The following is a 14365-nucleotide window of genomic DNA, read 5'->3' on the forward strand; positions in this document are numbered from 1 at the left end:
GCGACACACCTCGGTGGATCGACGACCTGCATGTGAGCACACGCGGGCCGGGACCGCTTCCCAGCAGTCCCGGCCCGTCGTGCTGCGACGACTACTGACCGGCGGCCGGCGGCGTGCACGGCTGGGTGGGGCCGGACGGCGGGAAGAGCAGGGCGCGCAGCTCGGCGATCTCGCACTGGGTGGCCACCATGTCGAGGGTCTCGAACGCCAGGTCCCACTCGACCGCACCGGCCGCGTTGCGGGTGAAGCGCTCGGTGATGCCGTACGTGATGTCCCGGTTCTCGGGCCCGACGACGGCGCGTCCCACCCACTCGCGGTAGGCCACGTTGCCCTGGCGCACGGTGTGGCCCGGCGTCAGGTTCAGGGAGTGGGCCCGGGTGAAGAAGCGCTCCAGATAGGCGCGGGCGTCCTGCCGGTTGACCAGCGGGGCGTCGAGGCCGGGGCCGGTGAGCTGCGCCAAGTCGTCGACGCCCGCCACCAGCGCCGCGGAGTCCCGGGTGTTCCACGCCGTCAGCCGGTCGTTGGTGCGGGGCTGGGCCGGAGGCACCGGGGTCAGGTTCGCGAACAGCTTCGGCAGGGCGGGCGCCATCGCGCGGAACAGCTCCGTCTGGTCCCAGAAGCGGCGCCCCTGCTCCACCTTGCTGCCGTCGAGCACCAGCCGGTGGGTGGTGATGTAGTCGAAGGGGACCTGCTTCACTCCGCCCGGCCCCCCGGACTGGTCCGGAATGGTCACCGTCCCGGTGTTGCGGGCCTTCACGTACACGACCCGGCCGTCCTGCGAGGACACCGTGCCCGGCAGGGGCTCGAACGTGTAGTTCGGCACCTCCTTGAGCAGGCTCTTCATCTGGGCGCAGATGGCCGCGGCACCGATCGGCGCCGCCAGGCCGGTGTCCATCAGCGTGCCGTCGGGGGTGAACAGCTGCATGTACGCCTCCACCGTCGGCTGGTCGCCCCATGCCTCGTACGCGGCCATGAAGGCGGCGGCGTCGGGCGGCAGCGGTGCGCGCTCGGCCCGGGCCGCGGGCGCCGGGGCGGCGTACGGCGCACACGGGTCGGCGGTGCCGATCGCGGAGGCCGTGCCCGAGCCGAGGGGGATCAGTGCGGCGGCGGTGGCGAGGACGAGAAGGGAGGTGAGACGGCGTCGCATGTGCGCTCCTGGGCAGGTGGGTACGGGGGCGTGCGCCCGGCTGCGGGCCGTTCGCCCGTGCAGCGCTCACAGTCTGTCGCCGCCCCCGCCACCAGGGCGATTACCTCCGACGTCATGGCCGATGAACCGTCAAGTGCGCTTCAGAAGCGCGCTTTTCAGAAGGCGATGCGCGCACGGACGGGCAGATGGTCGCTCCCGGTGCGCGCCAAGGTCGCGACCTGCGTCACCCGTGCCGAGCGCGTCAGTACCTGGTCGATCCGGGCCAGCGGCCGGGACGCCGGCCAGCTGAAGGCGAACGGGTCCTTCGGCGCGTCCAGTTGGGAGCGGACGGGATCGATGCCGCGGTCCTGCGTGGTCGCGTTGAGGTCGCCCAGCAGCACCAGTCGCTCCACCTCCTCCGCGCGGATCGCCGCCGCCAACAGCCGGGCGCTCTCGTCGCGGCGGGCGGTGGTGAAGCCCGTCGCGGACACGCGCACCGACGGCAGATGGGCGACGTACACCGCCACCTCGCCGTGCGGGGTGCGCGCGGTCGCCCGCAGGCCCCGGTTCCACCCCTCGGGGATGCCCGCCGGCTTGATGTCGACCGGGCGTGCGTCCACCAGCGGATGGCGCGACCACAGCCCGACCGTGCCGACGACCGCGTGGTGCGGGTACTCCTCGGCGAGCGCCGTGCGGTACGCCTCGCGGGTGCCGTCGGTGACCTCCTGGAGCGCGACGAGGTCGGCCCGCTCCCGCACCAGCGTCCGCGCCGTCCCCGCCACGTCCCGGTTCTCGTCGCTGACGTTGTGCTGGAGCGCCGTGAGGTCGTACGCGGTGTTCTCGTCCGCGAAGAACGTCCCGCCGTACGCGACCGTCCACGCCACCACCGGCACCAGCGCCGCGCCGACCGCGACCGCCGAGCGGCGCACCAGCGCCACCAGCGCCAGCGGCAGGACGCCCAGGCCGAGCCAGGGCAGGAAGGTCTCCAGCAGGCTGCCCAGGCGCGGGCCGCCGTTCGGCATCAGGCCCGGGAAGAGCAGCAGCAGCGCCGTCAGCAGCCCCGCTGCGGCCGTCGCGTACTCCCAGGCCCCGAGCCGGCGCCAACGACGCCCGTCCTTCACGGCTTCCTTCGCCCGCCCCATGAGCGTCCCCAACCCCAGACATCACTCGAAGTCAAAAGTTCAACGTATCGTCCACGACGACGTCGGCCGACGGCCGGGCGGTTGCGTCGAACGGGGATCGGCGCAGGTGGGATCAGCCGACGTGGACGCGGGGGCGGCGCGCCGGATCCGGCTCGGCGCGGCGCAGCACCTCACGGGTCACCGGCGCCGTCTCGCCCTCGCCGAAGACCAGGAACTTCAGCAGATGGCTCACCGGGTGGCCCTCGGTCCAGGTGAAGTACGCGTGCGGCACCTCGCCCGTACGGTCCCGCAGCCGCATCAGCACCGCCGCGATCGTGTTGGGGACCGTGGGTCCCGACACCCGCAGCCGGCGCACCCCGTGCGCCTCCGAACCGCGGACGACCAGGTCCTCCGTGAAGTCGGAGGAGTCCCGGACGGCGACTTCGAGGAAGAGCACCGGGCGCCGGCCCGGTAGATGGGTCTCCTCGCGCTTGCGGTACTCCGCGGCCCGGTACTCCGACTTGGTGTGCACGCTCGGGTCGTGCGCGATCAGCCGCAGCGGACCGCGCGCCGCCGCCTCGTCGACGAACCGCTCCGCCGTCCGGTCGAAGACGACGGCCTCCGCGCGCAGCTCGAAGGACCGGTGGATGCGGGAGGCGAAGGAGGTGACCAGGATCGCGAAGATGAACAGGCCCGCGATCTTGATGCCGTCGGGGCGTTCGATCACGTTGGTGACCGTGGTGTAGAGGAACACGACCGTGATCAGGCCGAAGCCGACCATCGCCCGGTGGTCGCCGCTGTGGCGGGCGAAGACGGTCACCGCGAGCGCGGCGGAGAGCATCAGCACCAGGACGCCGGTGGCGTACGCGCCGCTCTGCTTGTCCACGTTCGCGTCGAAGTAGAGCGTGATGCCGACGGCGATCGCCATGAAGACCAGCACCAGCGGGCGCACCGCCCGGGTCCACTCGGGCGCCATGCCGTAGCGGGGGAGGAAGCGGGGGACCAGGTTCAGCAGCCCGGCGAGGGCGGAGGCGCCCGCGAACCACAGGATGCAGATGGTGGAGACGTCGTACACCGTGCCGAAGACCTCGCCCAGCTCCTGGTGCGCGAGATAGGCGAGGGCGCGGCCGTTCGCCGGGCCGCCGGACTGGAAGTCGGCCTCCGGGATCAGCATCACCGTGGCGAGGCTGGACAGCAGCAGGAAGCTGCTCATGGTGAGCGCGGCCGTGGTCAGCAGCTTGCGGGTGTCGCGGATGCGGCCGGCCGGGTTGTCGTACGTGTCCGTCGGATCGCCCTTGATCTGCGGCATCACCGCGACGCCCGTCTCGAAGCCGGACATGCCGAGCGCCAGCTTCGGGAAGACGATCAGTGCCACGCCGATCATCGCCAGCGGCGAGGAGTGCTCGCCCAGCATCGCGTGCCACCAGTCGCCGACGACGACCGGGCCGGTCGCCACCCGCCACGCCGAGGCCGCGATCACCACCAGGTTCAGCAGCAGATAGACCGAGACCAGCGGCACCGCGACGCCGATGGCCTCCCGGAAGCCCTTGAGGAACACCGCGCCGAGCAGCGCGATGAGGAAGAGCGTGATCCACAGGTTCTCGCCGTGCAGCCAGCCGGGTGCATAGGGGTTCTCCACGATGTGCGCGGAGGCGTCCGCTGCGGAGAGCGTGATGGTGATGATGAAGTCCGTGGCCGCGAACCCCAGCAGCACCAGGACCAGCAGCTTCCCCGTCCACCACGGCAGCAGCCGCTCCAGCATCGCGATGGAGCCCTCGCCGTGCGGGGAGCGACGGGCCACCCGCCGGTAGACGGGCAGCGCGCCGAAGAGCGTCAGGCCGATCAGGACCAGGGTGGCGAGCGGGGAGAGCAGTCCGGCGGCGAGGACCGCGATGCCGGGGGCGTAACCGAGGCTGGAGAAGTAGTCCACACCGGTCAGGCACATCACGCGGTACCAGCGGTGGCCCTTGGCCTCCGCGTGCGGGGTGCCGTGCGGGCCGGGGTGGCGGGCGGTCTGCTCGCTGAGGCCCTGGAGCAGCCAGGAGCGGCAGCGGGCGGCGGCGCCCGCCGCGCCGGTGCCCGGCTGAGTCCCGGCCATGCGCGCTCCCTGTCCCGGGCCGGACGACCGCGGGCCGCCCCCGTCGACCCGACCCGCCGCGCACCGATCCCTCGTACCGCACCGACGGCCCCCCGACCTGCGGGCCGGCGGCCTTTCGGCCATCCTCACCCCACCGCGCGCCACCGGCAGCCCGGGCGGACTCCGTACAGGTTGCGTCAAGAGCGCTGACCGAGCCGTATGGGACGTGTCAACGCCGGGGGGCGAACCCCCCGAAAGGAGGTTTCCTCGAACAGTCCGAAAACCGTGCAGTTCCGATCCGAGCAGGAGTTCACGATGGCCGACCTGGCCTTCGTCGTCACCACGATCGCGGTGTTCGCGCTGGTGGCTCTCATCGCCAAGGGGGTGGCGAAGCTGTGACCGTCGAAAACGTCGTCGGCCTGATCGTCGCCGTCGCCCTCCTGGGCTACCTCGTCCTCGCCCTTCTGTACCCGGAGAGGTTCTAGCCCCGATATGAGTCCCGTACTTGCCGGTGTGCTCCAGCTGCTGGCGCTGATCGTGGCGCTGGCCCTGGTCCACCGCCCGCTGGGCGACTACATGGCCCGGGTCTACTCCTCCGACAAGCACCTGCGCGGGGAGAAGTGGCTCTACAAGGCCATCGGTGCCAACCCGACCGCTCAGATGCGCTGGCCCGCCTACCTCAGGGGCGTCCTGGCCTTCTCCGCCGTGTCGGTCCTCTTCCTCTACCTGCTCCAGCGCCTCCAGGGGGCGCTGCCGGGCTCGCTCGGCTTCCAGTCGATCGACCCCGACCAGGCGTTCAACACCGCCGCCTCCTTCGTCTCCAACACCAACTGGCAGTCCTACTACGGCGAGCAGGCCATGGGCCACGTCGTGCAGACCGGCGGCCTGGCGGTGCAGAACTTCGTCTCCGCCGCCGTCGGCATGGCCGTGGCCGTCGCCCTGGTGCGCGGCTTCGCCCGTAGCGCCACCGGTGAGCTGGGGAACTTCTGGTGCGACCTGGTGCGCGGCGTGGTCCGCATCCTGCTGCCGATCGCCGTGATCGGCGCGATCCTGCTGGTGTCCATGGGCGCGATCCAGAACTTCGCCGGCATCCACGAGGTCGGCCAGTTCATGGGCGGCAGCCAGGAGTGGAACGGCGGCGCGGTCGCCTCCCAGGAGGTCATCAAGGAGCTGGGCACCAACGGCGGCGGCTACTTCAACGCCAACTCCGCCCACCCCTTCGAGAACCCGAACCCGCTCTCCAACCTGCTGGAGATCTTCCTCATCCTGGTGATCCCGCTGTCGATCACCCGCACCTTCGGCCGGATGGTCGGCAACGTCAAGCAGGGCTACGCCATCCTCGGCACGATGCTGCTGATCTGGATCGGCTTCGTCGCCCTGATGATGTGGACCGAGTTCGCCCACCCGGGCGCGGCCTTCCAGGACGCCGGGGGCGCCTTCGAGGGCAAGGAGGTCCGGTTCGGGATCGGCGGTTCGTCGATCTTCGCGGTCTCCACCACCCTCACCTCCACCGGCGCGGTCAACAGCTTCATGTCGTCCTTCACCGGCTACGGCGGCGGCATCGCGATGCTCGGCATGCAACTGGGCGAGATCGCCCCCGGCGGCGTCGGCTCCGGCCTCTACGGCATGCTGATCATGGCGATCATCGCGGTGTTCATCGCCGGGCTGATGGTCGGTCGCACGCCCGAGTACCTCGGCAAGAAGATCGGCACCCGCGAGATCAAGCTGGCGGCCTGCTACATCCTGGTCACGCCCACGCTGGTGCTCGGCTTCACCGCACTCGCGATCGCCCTGCCGACCCCGCCGGACTCCATGACCAACACCGCCGAGATGGCGGTCGGCGGCTCCGGGGCGCACGGGTTCTCCGAGATCCTGTACGCCTACACCTCCGGCGCCAACAACAACGGCTCGGCCTTCGCCGGCCTCAACGCCGACACCCAGTGGTTCAACACCACCATCGGACTCGCGATGCTGCTGGGCCGCTTCCTGCCGATGGTGTTCGTCCTCGCGCTCGCCGGCTCGCTCGCCGAACAGAAGCCGGTCCCCGCCACCGCGGGCACCCTGCGCACCGAGAAACCGCTGTTCACCGGCTTGCTCCTGGGGACCATCCTGATCATCACCGGACTCACCTACTTCCCGGCGCTGGCGCTGGGTCCGCTCGCCGAAGGGCTCGCGTCATGAGCACGATCACTCCGACCCGTGCACCCCACTCGGACGTGCCCACCGGGCACAAGCCGGACGGGGGACGCGTCGGCGGGGGCCTGTTCGACCCCAGGCAACTCCTGAAGTCCCTGCCCGACGCCGTGCGCAAGCTCGACCCGCGGGTGATGGTCAAGGCACCCGTGATGTTCGTGGTGCTCGTCGGCTCCGTGGTGACGACCGTGCTCGCGCTGAGCGACCCGGGGGACTGGTTCGGCTGGGCGATCACGGCCTGGCTGTGGCTCACCGTCGTCTTCGCCAACCTCGCCGAAGCCGTCGCCGAGGGCCGTGGCAAGGCGCAGGCCGACACCCTGCGCAAGGCCAAGACCGACACCGTCGCCCGCCGGCTGGCCGAGGGCCGCGAAGAGCGCGTCCCCGGCACCGAGCTGCGCATCGGCGACCTGGTGGTCTGCGAAGCCGGTGACGTCATCCCCGGCGACGGCGACGTCGTCGAAGGCGTCGCCTCCGTCGACGAGTCCGCCATCACCGGCGAGTCCGCGCCCGTCATCCGGGAGTCGGGCGGTGACCGCAGCGCGGTCACCGGCGGCACCAAGGTGCTCTCCGACCGGATCGTCATCAAGATCACCACCAAGCCCGGCGAGACCTTCATCGACCGGATGATCGGCCTGGTCGAGGGCGCCTCACGGCAGAAGACGCCGAACGAGATCGCGCTCAACATCCTGCTCGCCTCGCTCACCATCGTCTTCCTGCTGGCCGTCGTCACCCTCAAGCCGTTCGCGGTCTACGCCGGCGCCGACGACCAGACGTCCCTGATCGTGCTCGCCGCCCTGCTGGTCTGTCTGATCCCGACCACCATCGGCGCGCTGCTCTCCGCCATCGGCATCGCCGGCATGGACCGGCTGGTGCAGCGCAACGTGCTCGCCATGTCCGGGCGCGCGGTGGAGGCCGCCGGCGACGTGTCCACGCTGCTGCTGGACAAGACCGGCACCATCACCCTCGGCAACCGGCAGGCCGCCGAGTTCGTGGCCGTGCGCGGGTGCACCGCCGCCGAACTCGCCGACGCCGCCCAGCTGTCGTCCCTGGCGGACGAGACCCCCGAGGGCCGCTCGATCGTCGTCCTCGCCAAGGAGAAGTACGGGCTGCGCGAGCGCCACCAGGGCGAACTCCAGCACGCCGAGTGGATCCCCTTCACCGCCCAGACCCGGATGTCCGGCGTCGACGTCGACGGCCGCAAGGTCCGCAAGGGCGCCACCGGCGCCGTACTGGCCTGGGTGCGCGAGCAGGGCGGCGAGGTCGGACCCGACGCCGAAGGGCTCACCGAGGAGATCTCCACCGCCGGCGGCACCCCGCTGCTGGTCGCGGTCGAGGACGGCGAGGGCGCCCGGGTGCTCGGCGTCATCCACCTCAAGGACGTCGTCAAGGAGGGCATGCGGGACCGCTTCGAGGAGCTGCGCCGGATGGGCATCCGGACGGTGATGATCACCGGCGACAACCCGCTGACGGCGCGCGCCATCGCCGAGGAGGCCGGCGTCGACGACTTCCTCGCGGAGGCCACGCCCGAGGACAAGATGGCGCTCATCAAGCGGGAGCAGGCGGGCGGCAAGCTGGTCGCGATGACCGGCGACGGCACCAACGACGCCCCCGCCCTCGCCCAGGCCGACGTGGGCGTGGCGATGAACACCGGCACCTCCGCCGCCAAGGAGGCCGGGAACATGGTCGACCTCGACTCCAACCCGACGAAGCTCATCGAGATCGTCGAGATCGGCAAGCAGCTCCTGATCACCCGGGGCGCCCTGACCACCTTCTCCATCGCCAACGACGTGGCGAAGTACTTCGCCATCATCCCGGCGATCTTCACCGTCGCGTACCCCGGTCTGGACACGCTGAACGTCATGCGGCTGTCGTCGCCGGAGTCCGCGATCCTGTCCGCGGTCGTCTTCAACGCGCTGATCATCATCGCCCTGGTGCCGCTCGCCCTGCGCGGCGTGCGCTACCGGCCGAGCAGCGCGGACCAGATGCTCCGCCGCAACCTGACCGTCTACGGATTCGGCGGCCTCGTCGCCCCGTTCGTCTGCATCAAGCTCATCGACCTGATCATCTCCGCAATCCCTGGCATCGGGTGACCTCCATGAACACCTCCGTACGCAACACGGGACGGCTGATCGCGGCGGGCCTGCGGGCCCTGCTCGTCCTCACCGTCGTCTGCGGCGTCCTCTACCCGCTCGCCGTGACCGGGGTCGCCCAGGCCCTCTTCAACGACAACGCCAACGGCTCGGAGATCTCCTCCGACGGCGAGGTCGTCGGCTCCTCCCTCATCGGCCAGAAGTACAACCTGCCGAAGAAGGACCCGAACGACCCCGACGAGGCCGAACGCCCCGACCTGCGGTGGTTCCAGCCGCGGCCCTCCAACGGCCTCGGCAGCAACTCGGTCAACACCCAGTACTCGTTGATCCTGTCCGGCGCCACCAACCGAGCCGGGGACAGCAAGCAGTTGATCGAGTGGGTGAAGACGGCCAAGGCGGCCGTGATCGCCGACAACACCACGGCGGACTGGCAGCCGAAGGCCGCCGACGTCCCGCCGGACGCGGTGACCTCGTCCGGCTCCGGCCTCGACCCGCACATCTCGCCCGACTACGCCGACATCCAGGTCCGCCGCGTCGCCGAGCGCAACGAGCTCGACGTCGACCGGGTGGAGAAGCTGGTCGAGGACCACACCAGCGACCGGATCCTCGGCTTCATCGGCGAGCCCAGGGTCAACGTGCTCGAACTGAACGTCGCCCTGAAGGAGCTGACGCAGAAGGGCTGACCTGATCGCGGCGAGGGGCGCGACCGGCAACGACCGGTCGCGCCCCCGCCGTTTTTCAGATGATCCCCACGTCCGGCGTCCCTAGGGTGTGGCGCATGCAGCTTCAGTCGCAGAGCACGGACCCGGGCACCCCGGACCGCCGTGGCCCCGGGCGCTACCTGGTGTGGCTGGCGATCAGCCAGAAGCGGCGGGTCGCCACGGGCACGCTGCTCGGCAGCGCGTGGATGGTCGGCCTCACCCTCATGCCGTACCTGCTGTCCCGGGCCATCGACGACGGACTGAAGGACGGCGACCGGTCCGACGTCGTCCTCTGGGCCGGCGTGCTCGTCGCGGTCGGCGTCGCCAACGCGCTCGTCGGCGCACTGCGACACCGCACCATGACGAAGATCCGCATGGACGCGGCCTTCCGCACCGTACGCGTCGTGGTGCGCCACTCCGCCCGGCTGGGCGCAGCCCTCCAACGCCGCGTCAGCGCCGGCGAGGTCGTCACCATCGGCTTCGCGGACGCCGGGGCCGTGGCCGAAGCGCTCACCTTCACCGGCCCCGGCGTCGGCGCGGCCCTCGCCTTCGTCATCGTGGCCGTCCTGCTCTTCGCCGTGGACCCGCTGCTCGCCGCGGTGGTCCTGCTCGGCGCGCCCCTGATCGCGCTCCTCGTCGGCCCGCTCCTCAGCCGGCTCCAGGGCGCGGAGGCCGCGTACCGCCACCGTCAGGGAAAGCTCGCCGCCCGCTTCGGCGACATCGTCGGCGGGCTGCACGTCCTGCACGGCATCGGCGGCAAGCAGACGTACGCCGAGCGCTACCGGCGCGAGTCACAGGCCCTGCGGCAGCAGGGCCACCGGGTCGGCGCCGTCACGAGTTGGATCGAGGCCCTCAGCATCGGGCTGCCCGCGCTCTTCCTCGCCGCGGTGACCTGGCTCGCGGCCCGGATGGCGGCGCAGGGCGACATCACCGTCGGCGAACTCATCGCCGTGTACGGGTACACGGCCGTCCTCGTCGTCCCCGTCGCCTTCCTCATCGAAGCCGGCGACGACATCAGCCGCGGCCTGGTCGCGGCCCGCCGGGTGCTGCGCTTCCTGGAGTTGGAGCCCGACACGGCGCAATCCGCCGGAGCCGGAGCCGGAGCCGGAGCGGGCGGCGGGCCCGCGGCCCCCGCCGCCCTGCACGACCCCGTGTCCGGCGTCACCGTCCACCCCGGTCGGTTCACCGCACTCGTCGGCGACCGGCCCGCCGACTGCGCGCTGGTGGTCGACCGGCTCGGCCGCTTCACCCCGTCCGACGCCACCTGGGGCGGCGTCCGGCTCGACGCGATCGACCTCGACCGGGTGCGCACCCGCATCCTCGTCGCCGACAACGAAGCCGACCTCTTCACCGGCCCGCTGCGCACCGTCCTCGCCGGACGGCACGAGCGCACCGCGGACGACCTGGCCCGCGCCCTGCACACCGCGGTCGCCGAGGACGTCGTCCGCGGACTGCCGAACGGGCTGGACTCCCTCGTCGAACCGCGCGGACGCAACCTGTCCGGTGGCCAGCGCCAGCGCGTGCGGCTCGCGCGGGCGCTGCTCGCCGAACCCGAGACGCTGCTCGCTCTCGATCCGACGTCGGCGCTGGACGCCCACACCGAAGCGGCCGTCGCCGAGCGGCTGCGCGCCGCCCGGACGGGCCGCACGACCCTGGTCACCACCACGTCGCCGCTGGTGCTGGACCGGGCCGACACCGTCCACTACCTGGTCGACGGGCGGGTGGTGGCCACCGGCAGCCACCGGGAACTCCTCGACGGCGAGGACGGATACCGGCGCCTGGTCTCCCGGGGCACCGACGAGTCCGACCCCGACACCGGTCCTGACGCCGGGGGCGCCGGCGCGGAGTCCCCGGAGGTCGTGCGGTGAACGCCGACACCGCAGCCGGCACCACGGCAAACGGCCGTACGCTGCCGATCGCCACGCCCGCCCAGGTCAGCCGGGCCGCCCTGCGCCTGGTACGGCTCGCCCCCGGCCCCTTCGCCGCGATGATGGCGCTCAACGCACTCGCCGCCGGCGCCGGACTCGTCGGCCCCTGGCTGCTCGGCGACATCGTCGACGAGGTCACCGCGGGCGCCCCGGTCGCCACCGTGGACCGGCTGGCCCTCACCATCCTCGGCTTCGCCCTCGCCCAACTCCTGCTGGCCCGCTGGGCGCGCCACATCGGCTACCGCTTCGGGGAGCGGGCGCTGGCGCACGTGCGGGAGGAGTTCACCGACCGTGCATTGAACGCGCCCGCGTCCGTCGTCGAACGCGCCGGCACCGGGGACCTGACCACCCGCGGCACCACCGACGTCGCCGCCCTCGGCGTCACCTTGCGCGACGCCGCGCCCGACGTGTTCGTCAACGGCGTCCAGGCGCTGTTCATCCTCGGCGCGCTGGCCGTACTCGATCCGCTCCTCGGCCTCTTCGGGCTCCTCGTCGTCCTCGGCTGCTGGCTCGTGACGCGCTGGTACCTGCGGCACGCGCTCGGCGGCTACCTCGCCGAAGGGGAGGCCAACTCCCACCTGGCCGAACAACTCGCCGCCACCGCCACCGGCGCCCGCACCGTGGAGGCGCTCCGCCTCCAGCGCCAGCGGATCGACGGCGCCCAGGACGCCGTCGACACCTGCGTGCGCACCCGGCTGCGGACGCTCTTCCTGCGCTCGGTGCTCTATCCGGGCGTGGACGTCGCGCAGGTCGTCCCGCTCGCCGGGGTGCTCCTGGTGGGCGCCGTCCTGGTCGACCGCGGCACGGTCACCCTGGGCGCCGTGGTGGCTGCCGCGCTCTATCTGCGCCAACTCGCCCACCCCCTGGAAGCCGTCCTGGACCGGGTCGAACAGCTCCAGAGCAGCGGTGCCTCCTTCGCCCGCGTCGAAGGGCTCGCACTCGTCCCCCGCACGGACGCCACCGCCTCGCCGACCCCCGAAGGCGACCGCATCGAGGTCATCGGCGCCCGGTTCGCGTACGAGGGCGGCGAGGACGTGCTGCGCGGGGTCGACCTCACCGTCCGACCGGGCGAACACCTGGCCGTCGTCGGCCCGTCCGGTGCCGGCAAGTCCACCCTCGGCCGGCTGCTGGCCGGTCTGGACGCCCCGCACGGCGGCACGGTGAGCGTCGGCGGAGTGCCCGTGGCCGACCTCGACCCCGCACAGCTACGGCGGCACGTCGTCCTCGTCACCCAGGAGCACCACGTCTTCATCGGCACGGTCCGGGACAACGTGCGGATCGCCGCGCCCGACGCGACCGACGACGAGCTGACGGCGGCCCTCGTCGCCGTCGGCGCGCAGTGGGCCGTGGAACTGCCCGGCGGCCTCGACGCCGAACTCGGCGCGGGCGGTCACCACACCGACGGGGCCCAGGCGCAACAGCTCGCGCTGGCGCGCGTGGTGCTGGCGAACCCGCACACCCTCGTGCTCGACGAGGCGACCGCGCTGCTGGACCCGAGGAGCGCCCGGCACGCGGAACGCGCCCTCGCCGCCGTCCTCAAGGGCCGTACGGTCATCGCCGTCGCCCACCGCCTGACGACCGCGCACGACGCCGACCGGGTCGCGGTGATGGAGGACGGCCGCCTCACCGAACTCGGCACCCACGACGAACTGGTCGCGGCGGGCGGCGCGTACGCGGCGCTCTGGGACTCCTGGCACGGCAGCACACCGCGTTGAGCCCGCCCGAAAGAGTCAGGGCCGCCCCGCGCGCTGTCGGCGGGGCGGCCCGGTCGCGTCGGGAGGACCTCGGGGAGTTACGCCGGTTCTTCCTGCGCGGTCGGGGTACGGTCGCCCCCGTCGCGAGCCCGGGCGTCGTCCTTGGCGGGCTCGTCCAGCTCGTCCAGCTCGTCCAGAGTGTCGGGCTTGTCGAGCTGAACCGGTTGCTCGGCGCCTTCGGGGCGCTCGCTGCTCGCCTCGTCGGCCGCGTGCTGCGGCTTGCGCGCCTCGTACAACCGCGCCAAACACGGCTCGGCCCAGCGCGCCGCCAGCGGGCCGAGGATCACCAGGATCAGGACGTACGCCGTGGCGATCGGACCGATCCGCGGCTCCGACGCCACCGCGAGCCCCGCGATCACGATGGAGAACTCACCGCGCGCCACCAGCGCACCGCCCGCACGCAGCCGACCGCGCGGACCGATGCCGGCGCGGCCCGCCGCGTACCAACCCGTCGCGATCTTCGTGGCGGTGGTGACCAGCGCGAGCAGCAGCGCCGGCAGCAGCACCGGCGGGATGTCGGACGGATTCGTCGACAGTCCGAAGAAGACGAAGAACACCGCGGCGAACAGGTCCCGCAGCGGCGTCAGCAGCTTGCGCGCGCCCTCCGCGACCTCCCCTGACAGCGCGATGCCCACCAGGAAGGCGCCGACCGCCGCCGACACCTGAAGCTCCTGTGCGATGCCCGCGACCAGCAACGTCAGCCCGAGCACCACCAGGAGCAGCATCTCCGGGTTGTCCGAGGAGACCGCCCGGCTGATGAGCCGGCCGTGCCGCAGCGCCAGATAGAGCACGATGCCCACGGTGCCCAGCGCGATCATCAGCGTGATGCTGCCGCCGGCGAGCCCGACGCCCGCCAACAGGGCGGTGAGCAGCGGCAGGTACACCGCCATCGCCAGGTCTTCCATCACCAGGATGCCGAGGATCACCGGGGTCTCCCGGTTGCCCAGCCGTCCCAGGTCCGTCAGCACCTTCGCGATCACACCGGACGACGAGATCCAGGTGACGCCGGCCAGGGCGACCGCGGCCACCGGGCCCCAGCCGAGCAGCAGCGCCGCCGCCGCGCCCGGCAGCGCGTTGAGGACGAAGTCCACCGCGCCCGACGGGTACTGCGTCTTGAGGCTGCCGACCAGTTCGGACGCGCTGTACTCCAGACCGAGCAGGAGCAGCAGCAGGATGACGCCGATCTCCGCGCCGACGGCGATGAAGTCCTCGCTGGCGCTGAGCGGCAGCAGTCCGCCCGCTCCGAACGCCAGGCCCACCAGCAGGTAGAGCGGGATGGGGGAGAGCCCGATGCGGCCCGCGAAGCGGCCTATCAGCCCCAGCCCGAGGATGATCGCCCCGAGCTCGATGAGGAGGGTGGTGGTCTCGTGCACTG

General features: G+C 72.0%; 10 protein-coding genes. 6 read left to right on the top strand and 4 right to left on the bottom strand.

Going from position 1 to position 14365, the window contains the following annotated elements; all coding sequences use genetic code 11:
* Nucleotides 1-91: 91 nt before the first annotated feature.
* The 3 genes from AB0E05_RS03105 to AB0E05_RS03115 form a co-directional block, all read right to left on the bottom strand.
* Nucleotides 92-1147 (bottom strand): nuclear transport factor 2 family protein, encoded by a 1056-nt coding sequence (locus tag AB0E05_RS03105; protein WP_361957833.1) that lies wholly within the window; start codon nucleotides 1145-1147, stop codon nucleotides 92-94.
* A gap of 155 nt (nucleotides 1148-1302) precedes the next feature.
* Nucleotides 1303-2247 (bottom strand): endonuclease/exonuclease/phosphatase family protein, encoded by a 945-nt coding sequence (locus AB0E05_RS03110; RefSeq protein ID WP_361957836.1) that lies wholly within the window; start codon nucleotides 2245-2247, stop codon nucleotides 1303-1305.
* Between the two features lie 133 nt (nucleotides 2248-2380).
* Nucleotides 2381-4345, bottom strand: coding sequence for an amino acid transporter (locus AB0E05_RS03115; RefSeq protein WP_361957839.1), 1965 nt, complete (start codon nucleotides 4343-4345; stop codon nucleotides 2381-2383).
* Nucleotides 4346-4719: 374 nt separating this feature from the next.
* Here AB0E05_RS03115 and kdpF point away from each other — a divergent pair, with 374 nt between their 5' ends.
* From kdpF to AB0E05_RS03145, 6 genes are all read left to right on the top strand, one after another.
* Nucleotides 4720-4809 carry a K(+)-transporting ATPase subunit F gene (gene kdpF, locus AB0E05_RS03120; RefSeq protein ID WP_328624913.1) on the top strand — a complete coding sequence of 30 codons (90 nt, stop codon included), beginning with the start codon at nucleotides 4720-4722 and terminating at the stop codon, nucleotides 4807-4809.
* 7 nt (nucleotides 4810-4816) lie between these two features.
* A complete protein-coding gene (kdpA, locus tag AB0E05_RS03125; protein WP_361957842.1) occupies nucleotides 4817-6505 on the top strand; it encodes a potassium-transporting ATPase subunit KdpA in 1689 nt (562 codons plus the stop codon).
* Entirely contained in the window at nucleotides 6502-8607 is a 2106-nt protein-coding gene (gene kdpB / locus AB0E05_RS03130) for a potassium-transporting ATPase subunit KdpB (protein WP_361957845.1), read from the top strand. Before kdpA ends, kdpB begins: the two co-directional genes overlap by 4 nt.
* Before the next feature lie 5 nt (nucleotides 8608-8612).
* Nucleotides 8613-9290 (top strand): potassium-transporting ATPase subunit C, encoded by a 678-nt coding sequence (locus AB0E05_RS03135; RefSeq protein ID WP_361957848.1) that lies wholly within the window; start codon nucleotides 8613-8615, stop codon nucleotides 9288-9290.
* Between the two features lie 95 nt (nucleotides 9291-9385).
* On the top strand, nucleotides 9386-11176 hold the full coding sequence (locus tag AB0E05_RS03140) for an ABC transporter ATP-binding protein (protein ID WP_361957851.1): 1791 nt from the start codon (nucleotides 9386-9388) through the stop codon (nucleotides 11174-11176).
* Complete coding sequence (locus tag AB0E05_RS03145; protein WP_361957854.1) at nucleotides 11173-12951, top strand: ABC transporter ATP-binding protein; 1779 nt, start codon at nucleotides 11173-11175, stop codon at nucleotides 12949-12951. Before AB0E05_RS03140 ends, AB0E05_RS03145 begins: the two co-directional genes overlap by 4 nt.
* Before the next feature lie 77 nt (nucleotides 12952-13028).
* Here AB0E05_RS03145 and AB0E05_RS03150 read toward each other — a convergent pair whose 3' ends face one another.
* Nucleotides 13029-14363, bottom strand: a complete 1335-nt coding sequence (locus AB0E05_RS03150; protein ID WP_361957857.1) for a cation:proton antiporter — start codon at nucleotides 14361-14363, stop codon at nucleotides 13029-13031.
* Between the last annotated feature and the right edge of the window lie 2 nt (nucleotides 14364-14365).

Origin of the sequence: Streptomyces sp. NPDC048057 (genome assembly GCF_040653095.1) — a bacterium.
Classification (GTDB): Bacteria; Actinomycetota; Actinomycetes; order Streptomycetales; family Streptomycetaceae; genus Streptomyces.